Genomic DNA, 23,418 nt, shown 5'->3' with positions numbered 1-23,418 from the left:
ATTTTGAGAGTTTCGGCAGTATATAATGGAAAATTTTGATACCATACTGAGAGTAATAATGTGTCTATAATATCACTTAGTTAGCTAGTTCATATAGAGGTTGTTGTATGGAAAGAAGGAAAATTTTAATTGCAACTAAAACATACCCTTCAATTAGCACCAAATATCAAGAAACAGTCTGTACAGCAGGAGTTCTGTTAGATGAAGACGATCAACCAGTTCAATGGATTCGCATTTATCCCATTCGGTTTCGTCAATTAGATTTTGATAAGCGTTATCCAAGATGGTCAATAATAAGTGCTAAAATAGAAAGAAATGACAAAGATTATAGAGAAGAAAGTTTTCGTATAGATGATTCTTCGATAGAAGTAATACGAAAAATTGATACTCGCAAAAACTGGGAAGAGCGAAAAGCTTTGGTTTTGCCACTAGAATTTAAATCTATTCGGGAGATTAAAGAGCAAGGTAAGTCTCTCGGTATTATTAAACCACAAACTATAAAAAAATACTTCTGTAACGAGACAGAACGAGAATGGAACCCAAAACAGCAAGGAATCTTGGATCAACTAGACTTATTTGAGCCTTCAGTGCAGTTAGATAAAATCCCTTACAATTTTGGTTACGAGTTTATTTCTCAAGATGGAGATAATCATCGTTGTACAATAAGCGATTGGGAGATTCAGCAACTTTATAGAAATTGTAGAGATAGATCAAATGAAACAAGTCTGGAGAGTAAAGAAAAGGAGGCTTTAGAAAAAGTCCGCCAAAAACTAGAAGACGAGTTTTTAAACAAAAAAGATTTATACTTTATCATGGGAAACCTAAAAACTCACAAAAATAGCTTTATGATTATTGGAATATTTTACCCACCATTAATAAAAATATAATATTGAAACTTGATTGTTCCAGGAATTAAAAATGAAAGTTAAAGATATTGCTAAAACAAGATGTATACTTACTTTTGGATATGGCAATCGTAAAGACTACGATGCCTTCTTGGAATACCTACAAAAATTTGATGTTGAATGTGTTGTTGATGTCAGAATGGTTCCTCGTGCTTGGAGTCGTAAATGGTACGGCGACAAAATTAAAATATTCTGTGAATTAAATAATATTGAGTATATTTCTAAAACCGCTTTAGGCAACACATCTGGTAAAGAAAATTGGATTCCAGTAAATCAAGAAGAAGCAGATATAGCTCTATATGAAATTGCACAAATTGCTCAAACGGGTAATGTTTTACTATTGTGTGCTGAAATGAACCCGAATCGCTGTCATCGGAAAGAAGTTGCTCATTGCTTGGGAAACCTGGTATCAATGCCTGTTAAGCATTTAGACTAGTAAACTACAATTTTTCAATACTTAGAGAAGAGTGTTTAGTAGACTTCATCTCACAATAAGCGATCGCCTGTAGGGTTGGTGCGATCGCTTTATAATTGCGATCGCACTCGTAGTGGCATGGCAAGGCTAAAATGTTGCAAAAAATTGTAGGTTGGGGAGTCACTGCGTTGCGCGGGTTAAGAGCGTTGTAGCAAGTGGCGTTGGAGGCTTTGCCAAAGCCAACATATATCATGATGTTGGGTTGCGCTCCGCTCCACCCAACCTACGTCTAATGCACAATTTTTTTGCTTGCCACCCCAGTAGAGTATGTTAGGAGGCGTTAGTGTTCTTGTCCTGTTGGTCTGATGAGAATTTCGTTGACATTAACGTGTGGTGGTTGCGTCAGGGCGTAAACGATCGCAGCAGCAATATCTTCGCTTTGCAGAGGTTGAATTGACTTGCGTCGTTCTTGAATCCGTTGTTTGGCAACAGGATCGGTAATTTGGTTGTCAATTTCCGTATCCACCAAACCAGGTTCGATGATGGTGACGCGAATGTTGTCTTTGTGGACTTCTTGGCGCAATGCTTCAGATAGGGCATTAACACCCCATTTGGTAGCATTGTAAACACCAATGCCCGCCCGCGCTGTCCGCCCGGCCACTGAGGAAATATTAACTATATGCCCCGATTTTTGCGCCTTCAACAAAGGCAAAACAGCATGAGTAGCATATAGCAATCCTAACACGTTGAGGTCAAAGGATCGCCGCCAGTCTGAGCTATTTCCAGCTTCAATAGTGCCGAGTAAGGCAATCCCTGCATTGTTAACAAGGATATCAACCCTTCCCAATTCGGCATTTGCCTTGGACACTAAGTTATTTACCTGGGTTTCATCAGTCACATCTGTAACAATGGGCAATGCCTTACCACCACTAGCTTCGATCCGTTCTGCTAACGCCTGAATGCGATCGCCACGTCTAGCCGCGAGTACTACTGTTGCTCCAACTGAAGCCAAAGCGATCGCCGTTGCTTCTCCAATTCCTGCTGAAGCCCCAGTGATAATTGCTACTTTTCCTTCTAATTTACCTGTCATTTATCTAACTCCTTAATAATTGATAAGTGATAATCGGGCATTGGGCATTAATGCAGAGGGGCAGGGTGCGGGGGGCGGAGGGGAAAATTCTTCTCCCTGCTCCCTGCTCCCTTGCCTCTTCCCTACTCCCCTGCACCCCGTCTTTTACTGATCCTCAAAACAGATGCAACTGCCGCCACACTCAGTATTATGGCTGCGAAGCGAAAAGTCCCTTGGAACCCTGCAACGATCGCATCAGGAGGGGCAACAGAGACATCTGCACCCGCAGACATACTAGCGATCAAGGCTCCAAATACTGCCCCGATCAGAGAAACTCCTACGGTGTTTCCTGAGGTACGTGACAAAGACAGCAACCCAGAAGCAATCCCTAGTCGTTCCCTTGGTACTGATCCCATAACAGTGCTATTGTTAGGCGATTGGAATAAACCGAGTCCAATGCCGTAAATAAAATAGCGCGATACATAGCCTAGCTCAGTAATTTGAGCATCAAAGGTGCTGATCCCCAGACAGCCGCCAATCATCAGCCCCAGCCCAATTGAACTGATCAATCTAGCACCAAAGCGGTCTGAAAGTGTTCCAGCCAAGGGGGCAATTAATCCACTAAGTACAGGTGATACGGCTAGTAGTAGCCCCACTTTTATCGTCGGATATTGCTTAACTCCCTCCAGAAAGAAAGGGACGATGAGTAGCGAACCACCAATAACAGTAAAGGCTAGCCAGCCACTCAGCAAACCCATACTCAACTGAAGATTGCGAAACAAGTGCAGTTCTAGTAGTGGCTGCTCTACGATCGCTTCAACTACTAAAAAAGTCGTGAAACTTAGAGTTGCGATCGCTAATAATACCAAGGCATTAGTACTGCTAAAGCCCTGGCTTTGCCCTTGCGTCATACCCAACCCAAAACTACCGAGGGTCAATAAAGCCAATATGGCTCCAAAAAAGTCAAATTTCTGTTTACCCTCAACGCGTCCAGAAGGTGGCACCACGCGAACTATTAAGAAACTAGCGATGATTCCTAGCGGTATATTGATGAAGAATATACTATGCCAGCCTGACAAGCTCAAGAGCAGTCCACCAGCAGAAGGGCCAAAAGCAATTCCCAGTGACACTACACTACCGATGACGCCAACAGCCCGACCTCGTTCGGAAGAGGGAAAAACTTCTGTGATGATTGCCAAACCAAGCCCAGATATAAACACAGCACCTAGTCCTTGAAGTGCCCGAAAGCCAATCAACCACTCAATACTAGGTGCAAAACCACACAACAGCGAACTGAAAGTGAACAGAACAAGTCCCCCCTGGTATAAGGATTTCTTGCCCCACATATCCCCCAAACGCGTTGCTCCCAAAACTAAACCGGAACTGACCAACTGGTAACTCAATACAGCCCATTGAGTCGTAGGGAAACTCGTGCCAAAGGCTTGTACCAATGTGGGTAAAGCAACATTGATGATGCCCACATCTAGGGTAGACATGAACACCCCAAGTCCGACACCGAGTAAGACCCAATTTTTTTGAGAGCCTGATAAAGCCAGAGGTTCTGCTTGGAATTGTGCCAACGTTTAGCCTCCGCCTTTGATTTTACGTTTATGAATAGTTTGCATACGTATATTCATTGTAAAGTGATGTCCTTACTACCAAGTTCAGAAAACTAAAGTTCAGCTTGTCCTTGCTGAAGAAAGTATTGATTCAAGAGCCAGGATGACTACTATAGTTTGATTTATTGGGAATTTTGAATTGCTTAGACTGCCTGTGGTTGTTTTAATAACTGCACTTTGGGGGCAACCTCTTGGGCAAATAATTTCATTGTTCGCCTGATATGTTCATTCGCCAGTCCTGGCAGATGAATCTTGATCCCCAAGCGGTCTATGTGAGTGGCTCTAACATACTCATTAAGTTGTGCGGCAACAGTTTCGGGGGAACCGACAATGTAATTAATGCGCTTCAACATATCTGCTAAGTCTTTTGGCGGTCCTGGGGGGATGCGTCCTTGACGCTGTGCTTCTGTGTATGCTGGTAACTTTTCTCTGAGGCTGAAGAATACTTCGGCTGATGAGGCAACTGTCTTTTGAGCTTCGGCATCTGTCTGGGCAACGTACACTAGCCTAAATCCTCGCAATGCTCCAGTCCCACCGGCTTGTCGATAGATATCGCTATAGATGTTTTGAGCAGATGCTCCTTCCCCTTGTCCGACTAATAGATTAAGACCAAGTTTAGCAGCTAAGACTATGGTTTCGCGATCGCGTACTCCTAACCAAAACAATTTTCCTAACCCTTGGCGGGGTAGTGGTGTAATTTGGGAGCCTTGTCGCTGGGGTGAAAGGTAGTCTAAGACTTCTAGAAGTTGCTCACGAAAGATTTGATGTTTTTCTTCTTGGCTGAAGCCAGTATGTTCCATATCAGCAGGACTTCCGTGGCCTAGTCCAAACATCACTCTGCCATTAGTTAGTAGATCCAGCAAAGATACGGATTCTGCAAAACGTAGTGGACTTTCTAAGGTGAGAATTTTAATTGCTGTGCCAAGTTTAATTCGGGTCGTTTCCCCTGCTAGCCTAGCAATGAACACTTCTGGAACTGGTAATCGACCATAAAAAGGCCGTTCTCTGATAAAATGATGCTCTCCAAAAGAGCAGGATTCAAAACCCAGTGTTTCAGCTAATTGCACATCAGCGATCGTCTGAGCAAAAAATTCCTGGTCTTCAATATTAGGAGTAGCCCACATTTGGTGGAACAGTCCAATCTGCATTATGATTACCCTCTGCAAATAGTTGGGTTTACCCTATTCAGTACTGAGTGCTGAGTCCTGAGCGCACTCCTTCAGCTATATCAACGACACTGTTCACTATACTACGATAAGTTGATAGAGCTACTGTGCTTTATACTAGTTAGCAAACTATCATAGACAACTCTAAGAAGCAAGCTCTAGAGGAAAACCACGTTGCAGAGCGATGTCTACGACGCGCTACGCCTACGCACTTTGTTTGAGTAACGATGATAATTCGATAACAATCGCCTGAGCCAATTTATTTACCAATACTAACTTTGATAGCAATTTCCCAATAGGAAGCAGGACTGAGCAAGATGTCATTGAGGGGATCGATAATCAAATGGGTGCGGCTCTTTTAGGAAGACGATAAACTACATTTGTACTACATGATTCTAATCTGCTCTATATCTAATTTTCTACTCTCTAGGCTAAATACGCAAAATTAAGCGATCGCAGATAAATCAAACCTAAAAACAGGCTTTCAGTGTGTATATTATGCTACAAAAAATTATGTTTCTATTTTTGAAATTTGAACTGTATTTTGAGAATACTTAAAGCCTGTAATTACTGCTCCACAATAACTTTAGGCTTTATGGACAGACAAAAAGTGTCTTTTCAAAAGAGCCGCACCCAAATGATTTCATGTACATATACTGAATAATATCCAAAGTGGGAATACAATGCTGCTTTAGATTTAATCCAGTGATTTTACATATCTTAATTAGATGTGCTTTTTTTACCTGACATTAACCATATCATTGCTGAGTGCATAGCAGCTTTCGTAGGGTGCGTTAATGAAAGAATAAAATTGCTCCAATTTGAGTGGCGATCGCTCGGACTGTATTTTTAAAGAGAGGGGTTGTTAGGGAAGCGTCTTTTTCCCTACACCCCTACACCCGCCCCAACGGGGCTTGGTAAACTGTTGTGATTATAGTTTGCACATTGAGGCGGCAGGGGAGCAGGAAGCAAGGGAGAGGATTTACAGGTTTTGCCTAATTATGCTTGTGATGCAATTTGCAGACGCAACGGCTGAAAATCACTCTCTTTCTTGACCCTCAAGGTATTAATTCTTTTTATTCTCTCAAAATAAGCATACGTACAGTTAATACTCCCATTGCAAACATCTCTAATTTTTTAATTTTCAATGAAGATGTATTGAAAATAACTACGATTTTGAGGAAATAGGTCAGAATAGGATAACTAAATATTAGAGTCAGTGCCCTTTAATACAAACGTTGTAAGATTGCAGCATAATTTGTTGTGTAATTCATCTTTATAATACAATTTCAAATTGGCTAAACATAAAAATCAAATGCTAGCAAATCAGCCTCAAACATCATTATCAGTAAATAACTTAGAACAAGATAATTTAGCATTATCTATCTTGAAAGAATCTGAAAAACACCTACTGGACGAGTGTAATCATGCTCAAACTGATTATCCTAAGCAAGCGTGTATTCATCACTTGTTTGAAGCACAAGTAGAACTGACACCTGAGGCTGTAGCGGTGGTGTTTGAAGAGCAACAGTTAACCTACCGTGAGTTGAATATCAAAGCCAATCAACTAGCACAATACTTACAAAATTTAGGTGTAGGGCCTGATATCCTCGTTGGCATCTGTGTAGAACGCTCTTTAGAAATGATAGTGGGATTGTTAGGTATTATCAAGGCGGGTGGAGCCTATGCGCCACTTGATCCAAATTATCCAGTTGATCGCCTCGCTTTTATCTTAGAAGATGCTCAAGTTTCAGTATTGCTAACACAAAAGCACTTATTAAATAATCTTCCTCAAAACCATATTCAAGTTTTATGCCTTGATTCTGAGAGAGAAATCTTATCTCAATACAGTTCAGAAAACCCCGCGAGTTCAGTAACCTCTGAAAATTTAGCTTACATAATTTATACTTCAGGCTCTACAGGTAAGCCCAAAGGTGTATTAATTAATCACTCCAATATTGTCCGCTTATTTAAAGCTACTGAACACTGGTATAACTTTAACCAACAGGATGTATGGACGCTGTTTCACTCCTTTGCCTTTGACTTTTCTGTGTGGGAAATTTGGGGTGCATTAATTTATGGCGGACGGTTAGTTGTAGTACCATATTTACTTAGCCGTTCTCCCGAAGCCTTCTATGAATTACTCTGCAAAGAAAAAGTTACAGTTCTCAATCAAACTCCTTCAGCTTTTCAACAATTAATCCACACAGAACAGACAATTGCTGATTCTGGAAACTTAACTCTACGTTGGGTAATCTTTGGTGGGGAAGCATTAGAAATTCAAAGCTTAAAGCCTTGGTTTACTCGTCACGGGTATGAGTCTCCAAGGTTGGTGAATATGTACGGTATTACAGAAACTACCGTTCATGTTACCTATCGTCCAATTACAGAAGATGACTTGAGTCCAGGAGCAGGGAGTGTGATTGGTTGTCCAATTCCTGACTTGCAATTGTATCTGCTAGATGAGCATAAACAATTAGTTACTGTTGGTGTTCCTGGTGAAATGTATGTGGGAGGTGCAGGTTTAGCTCGTGGCTATCTCAATCGTCCCGATTTGACTGCGAAAGCTTTTATTGCTAACCCCTTAAGTAACGATCCAAAGGCGCGGCTTTATAAAACAGGTGATTTAGCAAGATATCTACCCAATGGAGACATAGAATATCTCGGTCGCATTGACCATCAGGTGAAGATTCGTGGCTTCCGAATTGAACTAGGCGAAATTGAAAGAGAAATTGCTCAACATCCTGAAGTTCGCGAAACTGTCGTTCTCGCTCGTCAAGAAGAAACAGGCGAAAAGCAGTTAGTTGCTTATGTTGTTCCTCATCAAAACAGTAGCTATACGTCCAATCAATTGCGTAGCTTTTTAGAGCAGCGATTACCTAGTCACATGCTGCCATCAGCTTTTGTGTTATTAGAATCAATGCCTTTGACTGTAAATGGCAAATTAGATAGACAGAAATTACCAGCACCAAGTAGAGAACGTCCGCAACTAGAACAAGCGTATATTTCTCCCCAAACCGATTTAGAGCTTCTGCTGGCGGGTATTTTGTCCGATTTGCTCAAAATCGATCGCATTGGAATTGACGATAATTTCTTTGATTTGGGAGGAACTTCAATCTCAATTCTGCAAGTTGCTGTGCGAGTACAAAAAGAACTTGGGATTCAGCTACCGACTGTGAAGCTATTTCAGTATTCAACGATTGGCTCTTTAGCAAAATATTTGGATTCAAACCAGAATAGCCAACCGTCTTCTGACAAGCTGCAAAATCGCGCCCAACGTCAACAAGCTGCTCGTACTCGTCGCCGTAATCATCAACAAGGTGTTTAAGCAATGGTAAATATGCAAGCATCCGAGAACCAAGATCCTATTGATGGTGTTGCCATTATTGGCATGGTAGGAAGATTTCCTGGCGCTGGAAATGTCGATGAGTTGTGGCGCAATCTGTGTGAGGGATTAGAGTCAACGACTTTTTTTCAAGATGAGGAACTAGATCCTAGTATTGACCCAAACCTTTGCAAAGATCCTAGCTACATAAAAGCTAGAGGAATCATTTCTGGGGGAGAAACCTTTGATGCTGCATTCTTTGGCATTAATCCCCTGGAAGCTGTGGTTATGGACCCACAGGCGAGAGTTTTTCTGGAGTTGGTTTATGAAGCTCTAGAAAATGCTGGTTATCAATCAGAATCTTTTGAGGGTTTGATTGGTTTGTACGCTGGTTGTGGTCAAAATACTTATTTTGCTAATCACATTGCTGGTCGTATGGAAATTGTCGATCGCATCGGTGAGTTCCAAACGATGTTAGCTAATGAAAAAGACTTTTTAACCACTCGTGCTGCTTACAAACTCAACCTCAAAGGCCCAGCTGTCAGCGTCAATACAGCCTGTTCCACTTCTTTAGTAGCAGTCATTCAGGCTTGCCAAGCCTTAACCAGTTATCAGTGTGATTTGGCTTTGTCTGGTGGTGTATCTATGACTACACCTCAAAACAGCGGTTACGTGGCTCAAGAAGGCGGTATGCTCTCTGGGGATGGGCATTGTCGTCCCTTTGATGCCAGCGCTCAGGGCACAATGTTCAACAATGGCGCAGGACTGGTTGTCCTCAAACGTTTAGAAGATGCACTCAATGATGGCGATCGCATCTATGCTGTCATTCGAGGTTCTGGTATCAATAATGACGGTTCTGATAAGGTGAGTTTTACGGCTCCCAGTGTCGATGGACAAGCAGAGGCCATTGCAATGGCGCAAGCTGATGCCAACTTTCACCCAGAAACTATCTCTTATATTGAAGCTCACGGTACAGCTACACCTTTAGGCGACCCGATTGAAATTGAAGCACTAACCCAAGCATTTCGTGTACATACAGATGCTAAACAATTTTGTGCAATTGGCTCTCTTAAAAGCAATGTCGGACATTTAGTTGCGGCGGCTGGGGTAGCAGGATTAATTAAAACCGCTCTCGCTTTGCATTATAAAAAGATTCCCCCTAGTTTAAATTTTGAGGCTCCCAATCCCAAGATTGACTTTGCCAACAGCCCCTTCTATGTAAATACCCAACTAGCTGAATGGTCAGAAGGTGAAACTCCGCGACGAGCCGGTGTAAGTTCTTTTGGTGTCGGCGGGACTAATGCTCATATTGTGCTAGAAGAAGCGCCACAAATCCAAAGTTCAGGTGCTTCGCGTCCACAGCAGCTATTGTTGCTCTCGGCAAAAACTAGTAAAGCTTTAGAGGCTGCAACCGCAAATTTACAGCAACATCTCCAGTACAATGCTGAAATTAACTTAGCCGATGTAGCTTATACTCTACAACGAGGGCGCAAAGCTTTCAACTACCGACGCAGTATAGTTTGTCACGATATCACAGATGCGATCGCAGCCCTCCAATCTTTAGATCCAAATCAAGTAAATACCCGTCATCTAGAAATCCGCAATCCAGCCGTTGTCTTCATGTTCCCCGGACAAGGATCGCAATATGTGGACATGGGACTGAATCTCTACAACCGCGAACCTGTGTTTCAGGAGGTAGTAGATGAATGTGCTGAAATCCTTAAACCTTTACTGAGCAGGGATTTACGAGAAATTATCTATCCCGCGTCGGGCGATGCCTACGGCGGGCTACGCCTACGCGAAACTGCGGCTATTTCCCTGCGGCAAACCTGCTTTACCCAACCAGCATTATTTGTCATTGAATATGCTTTAGCGCAACTTTGGCAAAGTTGGGGAGTCAAGCCCCAAGCCATGATTGGCCACAGTATTGGCGAATTTGTCGCCGCCTGTATCGCGGGTGTATTCACCTTAGAAGATGCGTTGATGTTGGTGGCAACTCGCGGTCGCTTAATGTGGGAGTTACCAGCAGGGGCAATGCTTTCAGTGCGCCTACCAGCCAAAGAGGTAGAGCCGCGATTGAGTGCAGAACTGGCGATCGCCGCAATTAATGGCCCTTCCCTGTGTGTAGTTTCTGGACCCACAGAGGCGATCGCGTCTCTGCAAAAACAATTAGAAAGCGAAGAAATTGTCTGTCGCCATTTACACACTTCCCACGCTTTCCACTCACCAATGATGGATAACATCATTGCTCCCTTTGCAGAGTTAGTTGGGAAGGTTAAATTATCACCACCCCAAATTCCCTTTGTTTCCACAGTTACCGCCGACTGGATCACAGCCCAGCAAGCAACCGATCCGATGTATTGGGCTATACATTTACGTCAGACTGTGCGATTTGCGGAGGGCGTACAAACTCTATGGCAGCAGCCAGAGCGCGTACTGTTAGAAGTGGGGCCAAGAATCACAACTACGACCTTAGCCCGCCAACAAGCAAAAGATATCAAACAACAGATTGCGGTTGCTTCTCTAAGTGATAACGCTGAGAACGAAGCCGAATGGACAGCATTACTCAAGGCAGTAGGACAACTGTGGTTATCAGGAGTATCTATTGACTGGGGTAATTTCTATCAAAGAGAAACGCGACAACGAATTCCTCTACCTACTTATCCCTTTGAACGTCAACGCTTCTGGATTGATCCTCCACCTCATCCCAATCGTGCAGCAACTCCCAAACTTTTAAATCCCCAATTATTAGAAAAGACCCAAACTATGACAACATTCCCTCAGCAAAAGCTTATTCCCCTGCTCAAAGAAACTATCGAAGAAACTTCAGGATTGGAAATCGCTAGTGTTGACGACTCGATAACATTTTTAGAAATGGGATTAGATTCCTTATCTCTGACACAAGTCGGGCTAGCTTTGAAGAAAAAATTTAAAGTCAAAGTCACACTTAGACATTTACTAGAAATTTGCCCAAATTTAGGAACGCTAGCTGACTTAATCAATCAAGGCTTGTCTCCCGAAGTTTTATCTGCACTAGGATTAACAGAAACCGTTGCAAACCCCATTCCAGAAACACCATTGCCATTACCTGCAACCACATCACCCACTTTAGTAGTGCATGAAGTTCATACAAATGGATCTGCGCCTCAGATTTCTCCTCAACCTGCTGCATCTTCTAGTGTCTTAGAAAATATTATTAATCAGCAGCTACAAATTATGAGCCAGCAATTGGCACTATTGGGTAACAACAGTCAATCTATAACAATCCCAATTGTACCTGCGGCAACATCTCAAAATAATCATATCAAGCCAGAAAATGCTGTATCTATCCCCCCAACCCAAACCAGCAAAGAATCAGCATCGGTAGACACAGAGTCAAATGGTGCTAAAAAGCCATTTGGTGCGGCAGCTCGAATTGAAAAGACCCAGACTAAAACTCTGACAGCGCAACAACGCACTCATCTAGACAAAATTATCCAAAGATATACACAACGGACTCAAAAATCCAAAGAATTTACTCAATCTCATCGCCCTTATTTAGCAGATCCAAGAACTGTTTCTGGCTTTAACCCGACGATGAAAGAGATGGTTTATCCCATCGTGGCATCTCGTTCATCAGGTTCTAAACTTTGGGATGTTGATGGCAATGAATATGTCGATTTAAGCAACGGCTTTGGCTTGAATTTATTTGGTTGGTCGCCACCTTTTATTACTGAAGCAATTGAAGCACAACTGAAACTTGGCATGGAAATTGGGCCGCAAACTCCCTTAGTTGGAGAAGTGGCGCGGCTAATGTGTGAGGTGACAAACTTTGACCGAGTAGCTTTTTGCAACACAGGTTCGGAAGCAGTTCTAGGAGCGATGCGGATGGTACGCACCATCACAGGGCGTAACTTAATCGCCATCTTTTCTGGAGCTTATCACGGTATTTTGGATGAAGTAATTGTTCGGGGTACAAAGAAACTCCGGTCAATTCCAGCGGCTCCTGGTATCCCACCCGAAATGGTAGAGAACATTTTGGTGTTAGAGTATGGTTCGCCTGAGTCTCTAGAAATCCTCCAAGATCGGGCTGATGAGTTAGCAGCAGTAATGGTGGAATCTGTGCAAAGCCGTCGCCCTGAATACCAACCCAAGGAATTCCTTCACCAATTGCGTGATTTTACTGAAAAAGCTGGTATTGCTCTGATTTTCGATGAAATTGTTACCGGATTCAGAATTCATCAAGGTGGCGCTCAGGCACATTTCGGTATAAAGGCTGATATCGCAACCTATGGCAAGATTGTGGGCGGTGGGCTACCAATTGGAGTCATTGCTGGCAAATCACAATATATGGATGCTCTAGATGGTGGGTTTTGGCAGTTTGGGGATGACTCCGTTCCAGAGGTAGGCGTGACTTACTTTGCCGGCACCTTTGTCCGCCATCCTCTAGCACTAGCAGCCGCCAAAGCAGTACTTCAACATTTAAAACAAAGTGGCCCCAGCTTGCAGCAAAATCTCAACGCAAGAACCGATAAGTTTGTAGCAGAACTGATGGGTTATTTCCAGCAAGTTCAAGCACCGTTCACAGTCTATAATTTCGGCTCCCTTTTCATGGTGAAGCCTTTACCAGAGTTCCCCTACGGAGATTTGCTGTATTACTTGCTACGGGATAAAGGAGTACATATTTGGGATCACCGTCCTTGCTTCTTGACCACAGCTCATTCTGAAGCCGATCTGGCTTTAGTAATGGCAGCTTTTAAAGAGACTATTGCCGAAATGCAGGCTGCTGGCTTCTTGTCTGCACCGCCCATAGAAGTAACAAACCGCGAAATTACCAATAACAGTTTACGCAATCGTCCTCCGCAACCTAATGCCAAATTAGGACGAGATCCCCAAGGAAACCCCGCCTGGTATATCCCCGATATCGACCGTCCTGGGAAATATTTACAAGTCGCAAGTGTTTCCTGAAACAGTGGGATTGGAACCCACTCCACCAGGTAAGTCTGCCCTGCGAGACTGCATCAAAATCTTTGCACCATCCGAAAAACAAATTGACAATCCTACGATCTGGTGGATTAAGACTCAAATCCATTGAGAGAATGCTAAAACAACTTACTAATAAGATTGTGAAAAACATCCAAGTTTTCTAAAATGGCTAATTATTAATTGTTCTGAATACTGAATCGGTGTTCTAGGTAGAAATTAAAATCTAAATCATTGAGATATTTTATCTAGCAAAATCAATTCATAGAACTCTAGCCACATTCCCTTAACTCAAATGTAGGTGGGCAATGCCCACCTATCAGGATATTGGTACTATTAAGTAGATTTCAAAACTAGAGATGAATTGAATATTATATAAGTTTCATGACTGTCATATTGGCTTTGATAAAGTCCTACAAAACTTCCAATCCAGAAACCATTATCTTGAGAATAGCTAATTTTTTGTATTTTTAAGAAAACTAAAACCAAAAATGTTAATGCATAAACACATTAAATCTCTTACTTCTCTACGTGGTATTGCAGCCTTGATTATTGTTGTACACCACTTCTCTTACAGCACTTTACCTAAAGCCGGTTCAACTTTATCAGCCTATAGTGATTTTTTTAGAAATGGATATTTGTGGGTTGATTTTTTCTTTATTCTGAGTGGTTTTATTATGACCCACGTTTATACAGAGAATTTTTATTCAAAAGTAAGCTTAGATAAATATCGCTCATATTTATTCTCACGATTTGCTAGAATTTATCCTCTACATATATTCATGCTGCTTCTATTTGTTGGATTAGAAATTGCAAAAACACTCTTACTAAATACTTTTGCTTTCACCGGTAAATTTAACTTCACTGCTCTTTTTGCAAATATTTTTCTCCTACAAGCATTTGATTTAAGATGTCCGCCTTTATTATGGTGTAATACCTATTGGAATGAACCTGCTTGGTCAATTAGTGTAGAATTTGTTATTTACTGTATATTTCCATTTTTATTATTTATTTTATTAAAAAATAACAAAAATGATTTTATAGTTTATAGTTGTAGTCTCTTGAGCATATTACTACTAATTACCTTTACGCGTGGTAATTTAGATAGTATTGTTGGCATCCCTTCGATAGCTAGATGTGGTCTAGAATGTGTACTTGGAATTATAACTTACAAAGTCTATCGCAGAGGAAATTATAAAAAGTATTTCAATCTTAATTTACTAACAATTATAGCCATAGCTTGGATAATTATGATTATGAATTACTATTGGCATCCTTTTCAGAACTTTCATGATTGGCTAATTTTACCAGCTTTTTCTCTAGTAATTTTAGGTGTATCTTTCAACAACAATAGTGTGATATCAAAATTTTTGAATTCCCAATTAATGTTATATCTCGGCACTATATCTTACTCAATTTATATGGTTCATTGGTTTGTTCAAGAACTGTTAAAAATATTATGGCTCTATAATTTTCATGAGGTTTTTGGCAGAACATTCACAAACTATCAAGCATTGACATCTCTAGGATTATTTCTTATGATTGTATTATTGACTGCATCATTGACATATAGATTTATAGAAGTGCCAGCGCGGAATTATTTAAAATCTACAATCATGGGTAAATAATGTATTAAAGTCAGTAGTTTGCCAAGAGAAATTTAAATTTAACCACATTGAATAAATTGAGAAAATAAGAGAGTTTTATGAGCTTATCACCTGTAGATTACCAATCCAGATTGACTGCGGTTGATTTTGATCCATTTGTAGATGGAGAATTACTTCTAACTGCCCCTGCCACAGAATCACAAAAAGAAATTTGGGCTTCTGTGCAAATGGGGGATGCAGCCAATTGTGCTTATAATGAGTCCCAATCTCTGCGACTAAAAGGCGAACTTGATGTCAAAGTTCTCCAGTCTGCGATTGAAGAATTAGTACAACGTCATGAAGCACTGCGGACAACTTTTAGCACCGATGGCAATACACTCTGCATTGTTGCTTCTAGGCAAATTGAAATCCCTATTATTGATCTTTCTAACCTGGAACCACAGGAACATCAGGACAAATTAGCTAGTATATTGCGACAAGAAGTAGAGCAACCTTTTGACTTGGAACATGGCCCTCTATTTCGGGCAAAAATTGCCAAATTGCAGCCGCAGGAGCATCTAGCTATTTTGACAGCCCATCATATCATTTGTGATGGTTGGTCTTGGGCAGTGCTGATGCCAGATTTGGGTAAACTTTATTCTGGCTTGCAACAGGGTATTGTTCCTGAATTAGAAGAACCAGACTACTTAAGTGAATATGCGACTTTGCAGGAAGAAGAGGCGGATAGTCCAGAAGCGATCGCCACAGAAGAATATTGGTTACAACAATTCGCTGACTCTGTACCTGTGCTGGATTTCCCTAGCGATCGCCCTCGTCCACCATTCAGAACCTTTAACGCCGCCCGCGAAGATTGGCATTTAAATCCTCAATTAGTTGCCAACCTCAAACAACTAGGAACAAAACTCGGTTGTAGCTTTATGACCACTATCCTGGGAGGATTCGAGGTCTGGCTGCACCGTCTAACAGGACAAAACGACTTGGTTGTAGGTATTCCAGCCGCCGGACAAGCGGCTTTGGGGCAATATAATCTTGTAGGTCACTGTGTAAATTTATTACCCTTGCGTAGCCAGATTGATGGCGAAAAATCTTTCAGCGACTACTTGCAAACGCGGCGATCGGCTGTCTTAGATGCCTACGATCACCAACAATTTACCTTTGGTAGTCTGGTCAAAAAATTATTATTGCCACGAGATTCTAGCCGCATTCCCTTAGTACCAATTATATTTAACATCGATCAAGCCTTAGATAGCGATAAACTTCCCTTTATCGAGTTAGAGGTGGAATTTTTCTCTAATCCACGCGCATTCGAGAATTTTGAACTGTTTATCAATGCTACGGAATCGCATGGTGAACTTATCCTAGAATGTCAGTACAACACTAATTTATTTGATGCTGATACTATCCGCCGCCGGATGGCAGAGTTTGAAACTTTGTTATCGGGCATAGTTGCTAACCCTAATCAAACTATTGCTAAATTGCCAATTTTGCCAGCAGTTGAGCAACAGTTATTGGCAACATGGAACAATACTCAAACAGCTTATCCCCAAGATATTTGCATTCACCAGCTGTTTGAAGCTCAAGTACAGAAAACTCCAGATGCGATCGCTGTAGTTTTTGAAGACGAACAAATTAGCTACCGCGAACTGAATCAGCAAGCTAATCAGCTAGCCCATTATCTTCAAAGCTTAGGAGTCGGACCAGAAGTTCTAGTTGGTCTGTGTGTCGAGCGCAGTTTGGAAATGGTTGTAGGAGTTTTAGGCATTCTCAAAGCCGGGGGAGCATACGTACCATTAGATTATGCTTATCCTCAAGAACGTTTAGCTTTTATGCTGCAAGATGCTCAGGTGTCAGTGCTACTAACGCAGGAGAAGCTAAAGTCGGGGCTACCAAACCATCAAGCAGAGATTGTTTGCCTTGATAGCAACTGGCAATCCAGAGATTATGGGTTAGATAACCCTACACATAACGTCACTTCCAATAACTTAGCCTACGTCATCTATACATCTGGCTCCACAGGTCAGCCAAAAGGCGTTCAAATTCAACATCAGAGTGCTGTTAATCTCTTGAATGCCGTTGCTCAAGAACCCGGTTTAACTGCTGAGGATACTCTCCTCTCTGTTACTAGCCTATCCTTTGATATTGCTGTTTCAGAAATTTTTCTCCCCCTGTCTGTAGGTGCGAAGTTAGTGTTGGTGAGCCGTGAAGTTGCGGCTGATGGCACTAAACTGTTAAAAACGCTAACCACCTCTGGGGCAACCTTTATGCAACCGACACCGGTGACTTGGCGGCTATTACTGGCAGCGGGATGGGCAGGTAGTCCTCAACTCAAGATGATTTCCACAGGTGAAGCCTTACCTAGAGACCTAGCAAATCAATTATTACCTAAAGGAGCTTGTCTGTGGAACCTCTACGGGCCTACAGAAACAACGATTTGGTCAACAGGCTACAAGGTGACAACGGCAAATAAAACAATAGACATTGGTTGCCCTCTAGTTAATACGCAGACATACATCTTAGACTCCCATTTACAACCCGTTCCTATTGGTATATCAGGTGAGTTGTATATTGGTGGCGAAGGACTAGCAAGGGGATATCTGAATCGTCCCGATCTGACTGCTGAGAAATTTATTTCTAATCCCTTCAGCGCAAACCCGAAATCGCGTTTATACAAAACTGGAGATTTGGCTCGCTATTTACCAGATGGACATATTGAATACTTGGGTCGGATCGACTATCAGGTAAAAGTGCGTGGTTTCCGCATAGAATTAGGTGAAATTGAAACCGCACTCCTGCAACATCCAGAAGTAAAAGAAGCTGTTGTAATTGTTCGAGAAGACACTCCTAACGAGAATAATCTAGTAGGTTATATAGTTGCGGAAACTGGTCAAGATAGCTTGCAAGTGATTTCACAATTGCGTCGATTCTTGAAACAACAGCTTCCTGACTTTATGGTGCCAACAATCTTTATGGCACTAGAAGCTATGCCGTTAACCCCCAATGGCAAAATCGATCGCAAGGCATTGCCAAAGCCAGATGCTTCCCGCCCAGAACTGGAGGCAAACTATGTAGCGCCTCGCACTCCCATTGAGCAGCAGATTGCAGATATCTGGACACAGGTTCTTAATGTCAAGCAGGTTGGAATTTACGACAACTTTTTTGAATTGGGTGGATATTCTCTACTAGGAATTCAAGTGGTTTCTCGAGTGCGTCAAGCCTTGCAAGCAGAAATTCTGATGTCCAATTTATTTGAATTACCAACGGTAGCAGAATTGGCTGAACGAGTGGAGACTCTGCGCTGGGCCACCCAAGGTGTTCAGACTGCTGATAGTGAAACAGCTGATGATTACGAGGAAGGTGAGCTATGAAAACATTAGATGAACTACTATCTGAGCTACGTCAGCGCGATGTCAAAATTTGGCTAGAGGGCGAACGCTTACGCTATCGGGCGGCAAAAGACAGCCTCACACCAGAATTGCTCACCGAGTTAAAAACTCAAAAAGCCGAAATCATCAACTTTCTCAAACAAATTACTACAGCCGCCAGTTCGCAAATTCCTCCAATTGTCGCTTGTGAACGGAATGGCAACTTGCCACTTTCCTTCGGTCAGCAACGGATATGGTTCCTCCATCAGTTTGAACCTAATAGTTCCTCAAATAATATGCCCGTTGTGGTGCGTTTTACGGGAAATCTTAATGTTGCTGTTTTAGAGGAAAGTTTGAGAGAAGTCCTCCGTCGCCATGAAGTTTTGCGGACAACTTTTCCAGCAGTGAATGGAAAGCCCACTCAAGTTATTGCTACCGATGTTTCTTTGACATTGCCAATAATTGACTTGCAGCAAGTAGCAGATGAACAACGAGAGGCGGAAGCTCACCTACTAGCAACGAAAGAAGCTCATCAACCTTTTGATCTAGCCAATGGGCCGATTTTGCGGGTGCTGCTGCTGAAGTTGAGCGATCGCGAGCATCTGCTAATCTGGAATATGCACTGCATAGTTTGTGATGGAGCTTCTTCTGATGTGTTCTATCAAGACTTCACTACCATTTATAAATCATTGTCAGCTGGGAAGGCTTCTCCTTTAACTCCCTTACCAGTGCAGTATGCTGATTTTACCAATTGGCAATATCAATGGCTCCAGGGAGAGGTTTTAGAGTCACAGGTAAACTACTGGAAGCGAAAGCTAGAAGACAATTTACCGATCATTAAGTTACCTTACGATCATCCCCGTCCTCAAGGTGTGCAAACTTATCGAGGCGATCGCGCGGCCCTACTGCTACCAAAGACCCTAAACCATACCCTGACAGACTTGAGTCAAAAATGGGGTGTCACCCTGTTCATGACTCTACTGACAGTGTTTGAGCTATTACTCTACCGTTATTCTGGACAAGAAGACCTACTCATCAGCTTTGCCAGTGCCAGCCGCGGACAAGTAGAAACCGAAGGGCTGATTGGATTTTTCTCTAATACCCTTGTAATGCGGGGTAACTTAGCAGGAAATCCAACTTTCCGACAATTGTTAGATCGCGTGCGTAAGGATTGCTTAGAAGCTTATAGCCATCAAGACCTACCCTTTGAAAAGTTAATTGAAGAACTTAGACCAGAACAACAAAGTCGCAGTAGTTCGTCTTTATTTCAGGTAAAGTTCTCCCTCAATCCTCCTTGGTCTAATGGTCGTGGCATGGCATCAGTGCAACTACCCGATCTGACTATCACTTCTTTATTTGGCTATATTTATAATGGCAAAACCAAATACGATCTGACATTAGTCTTGCGGGAACAGGATAATGGACTGGGCATGGTATTTGATTACAATGCCGAGATGTTTGATGCCAGTACCATAGAGCGGATGTTGGGACACTTCAAAAATTTACTCGAAGGTATTGTTGCTAATCCCGATCTGCCGATATCTGAATTACCCCTGTTAACAGCAGGTGAACAACATCAAGTGTTGATTGATTGGCATGGCAAACAGGCTAATTATCCCCAGAATACTTGTATCCATCAGTGGTTTGAGGCTCAAGCGAAACGAACTCCAAATAATATTGCAGTAAGTTTTAAAAATCAGCAACTAACCTATCAGGAACTCAACCAGCGTGCAAATCAACTAGCCCGCTATTTGCAAACTCTAGGGGTAAAATCGGGGGTACTCGTTGGTCTGAATGTAGAGCCTTGCCTAGATGCGATTGTGGGGCTGTTGGGTGTTTTGAAAGCAGGGGGAACTTACGTATCCATAGCTGCGACATCTGGGCAAGATAGTCTGGCTTTTATTTTAGAAGATACCCAAATATCCTTAGTGTTAACCCAAAGCTCATTGGTTGAGAAACTCTCTGAGCAGCAGGCACAAGTTATCTGTTTGGATAGTGATTGGGAAGGTATTGCCGTACACGAGACAGAAAATCTAGCATATTACATCACAGATCAGACTCTCGCTTGTGTGATGTATGTATCCGGCTGCGATGGAAAACCCAACGGTATAGCCATTACTCACCGTAATCTTGTCACCCACAGCTTGGCCATTAGCGAAACTTGGGAGTTGACTGAGCGCGATCGCTTACTACTAATATCTAGTATCAGTTGCGATTCTTTCATTGAATCACTTTTCCCCACTTGGATTGCTGGTGCTACTGCAATTATCCAGCCTCAAGAGCTACAAAACTCGACGGCGCAGTTTTTCCCATTCATTACTCAACAACAGATTACCGTTGTCAATCTACCTACTTCTTTTTGGTATGAGTTAGTTAATGAGCCAGCTATATCTCCACAAACCTTGCCCGTCAGCTTACGCTTAGTCATGGTTGGTGGTGAAAAAGTCTCACGCAATGCCTATTTAACTTGGGTAGAAAAAGTTGGCAAGCAAGTACGCTGGCTGAATGCTTATGGTTCGCTAGAAACAACTTTAACCGCCACGATTTACGATCCAGAAACCGCCACTGAAGGGAGTAACACTCGGTCAGAAATTCCCATAGGGAGAGCGATCGCCAATACCAAAATCTACATTCTCGATCAGCGATCGCAACCAGTGCCAATTGGCATTCCTGGTGAAATCTACATTAGCGGTATTGGTGTTGCACAAGGCTACTTTAACCGTCCAGACTTAACATTTGAGAAATTTATCCCCAATCCCTTTAGCAGTGAATCTGGAGTATATCTTTACAGAAGTGGCGATTTAGGACGCTACTTAAGCGACGGCAATATTGAGTTTTTGGGTCGCCTAGACAATCAGGTAAAAATCCACAGTTTTCGCATTGATTTGGCTGAAATTGAAATAATTTTAGGTCAATATCCAGGCGTACAAAAAACTGTGGTGATTGCCAAAGAAGATGTTCCTGGGGATAAACGTTTAATTGCTTATGTTGTTCCTAAAGAAGGGGAGACTTTTGGAAGTGAGCAACTACTTAGTTTTCTCCAGCAAAAGTTGCCTGAGCATTTGTTGCCTTCTGCCTTTGTCATGGCGGATTCTTTGCCATTGAATGCTAATGGTCAAGTTGATCGCCAAGCCTTAGCTGCACTTAATCTAACTAATCCTAAAATAGGAAAAATATTTGCTACAGCAGAAAATCCTTTACAACTTCAATTAACAGAAATCTGGGAAAATGTTTTAGGAGTTCATCCGATTGGAATAACAGACAACTTTTTTGATTTGGGTGGACACTCACTGCTGGCAGTACGTCTTTTTTCTGAGATTGAAAAGATTGTAGGCAAAAACTTAGCTCTATCTATCCTCTTGCAAGCCCCAACTATTGAGCAATTAGCTAATATTGTTGAGCGAGAAAAATCCTCAAATGTTGGGGTTTCAGTGGCATCAACATCTGATGTCAAGTCTGAAACATCAATTCCTTGGTCATCTTTAGTAGCTATTCAGCCCAACGGTTCTAAGCCTCCTTTCTTCTGTGTACATGGTTTGGGTGGAGAAGTTCTGCGTTTCCGTGAATTGGCAGTGCATTTAGGATCAGATCAACCATTTTATGGACTACAACCACAAGGGTTAGATGGAAAGCAACTTCCTTATACCCGAATTGAAGACATGGCAGCGCACTACATTCAACAAATCCAGACTATTCAGCCCTGTGAGCCTTATTTGATCGGCGGATACTCGTCTGGGGGTATAATTGCTTATGAGATGGCTCGGCAATTGGTCATGCAAGGTAAGAAAGTAGATTTGCTAGTTTTATTTGATACCTACGGTTCAAGAAATATTGAATCTGTGCCATTGCAAAAACCAACCTCTCACCATTGGAAGAATCTTTTAACAACTGCATCTAATTATGTTATTGAGCAGGTAAAAGGAAATACAGAGCGGCTTAAGTATCAAATCAAAGAGATACTCTGGCGGATTGTCTTTCACTTTCACCTGATTCTCGGACGCCCCTTACCTTACTCCAACCGGAAATACATGGTGCAAGAGGCCAGCATACAAGCGCTCAGAAAATATGTTCTACAAGTTTACTCAGGTCGAGCAACCGTATTCCGAACAGAAGATGGTCTTGTAGTTGGACAACGACAGGGTGATGCCAAAATGGGTTGGGGTAAATTGGCATTAGGGGGAGTGGATATTTATGATATTTCTGGGATTCATAATTCCATTTTTAAAGAACCCTATGTACGATCTGTCTCTGAAACAATGAAGGCTTGCATAAATCAAATTATTGCAGAAACCATAGGAAAGAAGTAAATCAGGGAAGTAAAAAACTTAACTCTTCCAACCTCATCTCACTTGCGGGATGGGGTTGTTTTATGAAGAAGGGGAAGGGGGAAAGGTAAAAACCTCGCCCGAAGTCAAGCGAAATAATCCAAATTTTATGAGGAAGGTAAAAACCTCGCCCGCAAGTGGCGCGACCTATTCATCTCTTTCCCCTTTAACCTTTTCCCTTTTATTTGCGGGTAATACTAGTGGCAGCTTGTCTTGCTTAAAATCGGGTAATTACTTAGCAAAATCGAACAACCTCATCCCATCTGTGGGGTGGGGTTATTTTTTTGCGTATTGATGCAAATGACTTAATGTGAATTAAACTAGTAAATTTACTGAAGGCAGTTCTTATGTTTCCTTCATAAATTTAATAGTTGATTCCTCTTAGGGGGCAAAAAATCTTCGCCTTTACTTTTCTTATTAAATTAGCCTAGCAAAAAAGTGATGGAGAATTCTTTCATAATCGGTTATGGGTACTATTTAACAAGGAAAGTTCATTGTCTTTCGCCATCAATGATACTGTCAATCCCTGTATTCAGGAATATGTAAAACATCATTCAGAAATTTAAAGTTTTTTTTATTACATAATTCTTAATTAGGGTATTTACTTAGGAAAACATCTGTGATATTTTCAGGTTGATTATCATAAATTAAAAATAGGCGACC

The 23,418-nt window shown here is 41.9% G+C and carries 9 protein-coding genes and 2 pseudogenes; 7 read left to right on the top strand and 4 right to left on the bottom strand.

What is annotated here, in order from left to right:
* Nucleotides 1-107: 107 nt before the first annotated feature.
* Both V7L07_RS27560 and V7L07_RS27555 read left to right on the top strand, forming a co-directional pair.
* On the top strand, nt 108-887 hold the full coding sequence (locus V7L07_RS27560) for a hypothetical protein (RefSeq protein ID WP_335062193.1): 780 nt from the start codon (nt 108-110) through the stop codon (nt 885-887).
* A gap of 31 nt (nt 888-918) precedes the next feature.
* Nucleotides 919-1,341, top strand: a complete 423-nt coding sequence (locus V7L07_RS27555) for a DUF488 domain-containing protein (RefSeq protein WP_335062192.1) — start codon at nt 919-921, stop codon at nt 1,339-1,341.
* A gap of 4 nt (nt 1,342-1,345) precedes the next feature.
* On the opposite strand, the gene V7L07_RS27550 is transcribed toward V7L07_RS27555, so the two are convergent.
* From V7L07_RS27550 to V7L07_RS27535, 4 genes are all read right to left on the bottom strand, one after another.
* Entirely contained in the window at nt 1,346-1,573 is a 228-nt protein-coding gene (locus tag V7L07_RS27550; RefSeq protein ID WP_335062190.1) for a hypothetical protein, read from the bottom strand.
* Between the two features lie 87 nt (nt 1,574-1,660).
* Nucleotides 1,661-2,410 carry an SDR family NAD(P)-dependent oxidoreductase gene (locus V7L07_RS27545; RefSeq protein ID WP_335062187.1) on the bottom strand — a complete coding sequence of 250 codons (750 nt, stop codon included), beginning with the start codon at nt 2,408-2,410 and terminating at the stop codon, nt 1,661-1,663.
* A 122-nt stretch (nt 2,411-2,532) separates the two neighbouring features.
* On the bottom strand, nt 2,533-3,969 hold the full coding sequence (locus V7L07_RS27540; protein WP_335062185.1) for an MFS transporter: 1,437 nt from the start codon (nt 3,967-3,969) through the stop codon (nt 2,533-2,535).
* A 182-nt stretch (nt 3,970-4,151) separates the two neighbouring features.
* On the bottom strand, nt 4,152-5,156 hold the full coding sequence (locus tag V7L07_RS27535) for an LLM class flavin-dependent oxidoreductase (RefSeq protein ID WP_335062183.1): 1,005 nt from the start codon (nt 5,154-5,156) through the stop codon (nt 4,152-4,154).
* Between the two features lie 1,333 nt (nt 5,157-6,489).
* Here V7L07_RS27535 and V7L07_RS27530 point away from each other — a divergent pair.
* From V7L07_RS27530 to V7L07_RS27510, 5 genes and pseudogenes are all read left to right on the top strand, one after another.
* A pseudogene (locus tag V7L07_RS27530) lies at nt 6,490-8,502 on the top strand (non-ribosomal peptide synthetase); the annotation flags it as partial.
* 3 nt (nt 8,503-8,505) lie between these two features.
* Nucleotides 8,506-13,446 (top strand): aminotransferase class III-fold pyridoxal phosphate-dependent enzyme, encoded by a 4,941-nt coding sequence (locus V7L07_RS27525; protein WP_335062181.1) that lies wholly within the window; start codon nt 8,506-8,508, stop codon nt 13,444-13,446.
* Nucleotides 13,447-13,958: 512 nt separating this feature from the next.
* Nucleotides 13,959-15,089: an acyltransferase family protein gene (locus tag V7L07_RS27520; RefSeq protein WP_335062179.1), complete on the top strand. Its 1,131-nt coding sequence runs from the start codon at nt 13,959-13,961 to the stop codon at nt 15,087-15,089.
* A gap of 77 nt (nt 15,090-15,166) precedes the next feature.
* Nucleotides 15,167-18,430 (top strand): annotated as a pseudogene (locus V7L07_RS27515) (non-ribosomal peptide synthetase); the annotation flags it as partial.
* The gene (locus V7L07_RS27510; RefSeq protein WP_335062175.1) at nt 18,430-22,737 is read left to right on the top strand and encodes a non-ribosomal peptide synthetase; all 4,308 of its coding nucleotides are present in this window, start codon (nt 18,430-18,432) and stop codon (nt 22,735-22,737) included. The pseudogene V7L07_RS27515 and the gene V7L07_RS27510, both read left to right, overlap by 1 nt.
* Nucleotides 22,738-23,418 lie beyond the last annotated feature (681 nt).

It is taken from the genome of Nostoc sp., from assembly GCF_036916985.1.
Taxonomy (GTDB): Bacteria; Cyanobacteriota; Cyanobacteriia; order Cyanobacteriales; family Nostocaceae; genus Nostoc.
Note: the sequence above shows the minus strand (reverse complement) of the source record. Positions and strands in the feature narration are given on the sequence as shown.

Bases quoted from the DNA above. Each gene is read 5' to 3' on its own strand.
- V7L07_RS27560 (WP_335062193.1), top strand. From the start codon at position 108: ATGGAAAGAAGGAAAATTTTAATTGCAACTAAAACATACCCTTCAATT.
- V7L07_RS27555 (WP_335062192.1), top strand. From the start codon at position 919: ATGAAAGTTAAAGATATTGCTAAAACAAGATGTATACTTACTTTTGGA.
- V7L07_RS27550 (WP_335062190.1), bottom strand. From the start codon at position 1,573: ATGATATATGTTGGCTTTGGCAAAGCCTCCAACGCCACTTGCTACAAC.
- V7L07_RS27545 (WP_335062187.1), bottom strand. From the start codon at position 2,410: ATGACAGGTAAATTAGAAGGAAAAGTAGCAATTATCACTGGGGCTTCA.
- V7L07_RS27535 (WP_335062183.1), bottom strand. From the start codon at position 5,156: ATGCAGATTGGACTGTTCCACCAAATGTGGGCTACTCCTAATATTGAA.
- V7L07_RS27525 (WP_335062181.1), top strand. From the start codon at position 8,506: ATGGTAAATATGCAAGCATCCGAGAACCAAGATCCTATTGATGGTGTT.
- V7L07_RS27520 (WP_335062179.1), top strand. From the start codon at position 13,959: ATGCATAAACACATTAAATCTCTTACTTCTCTACGTGGTATTGCAGCC.
- V7L07_RS27510 (WP_335062175.1), top strand. From the start codon at position 18,430: ATGAAAACATTAGATGAACTACTATCTGAGCTACGTCAGCGCGATGTC.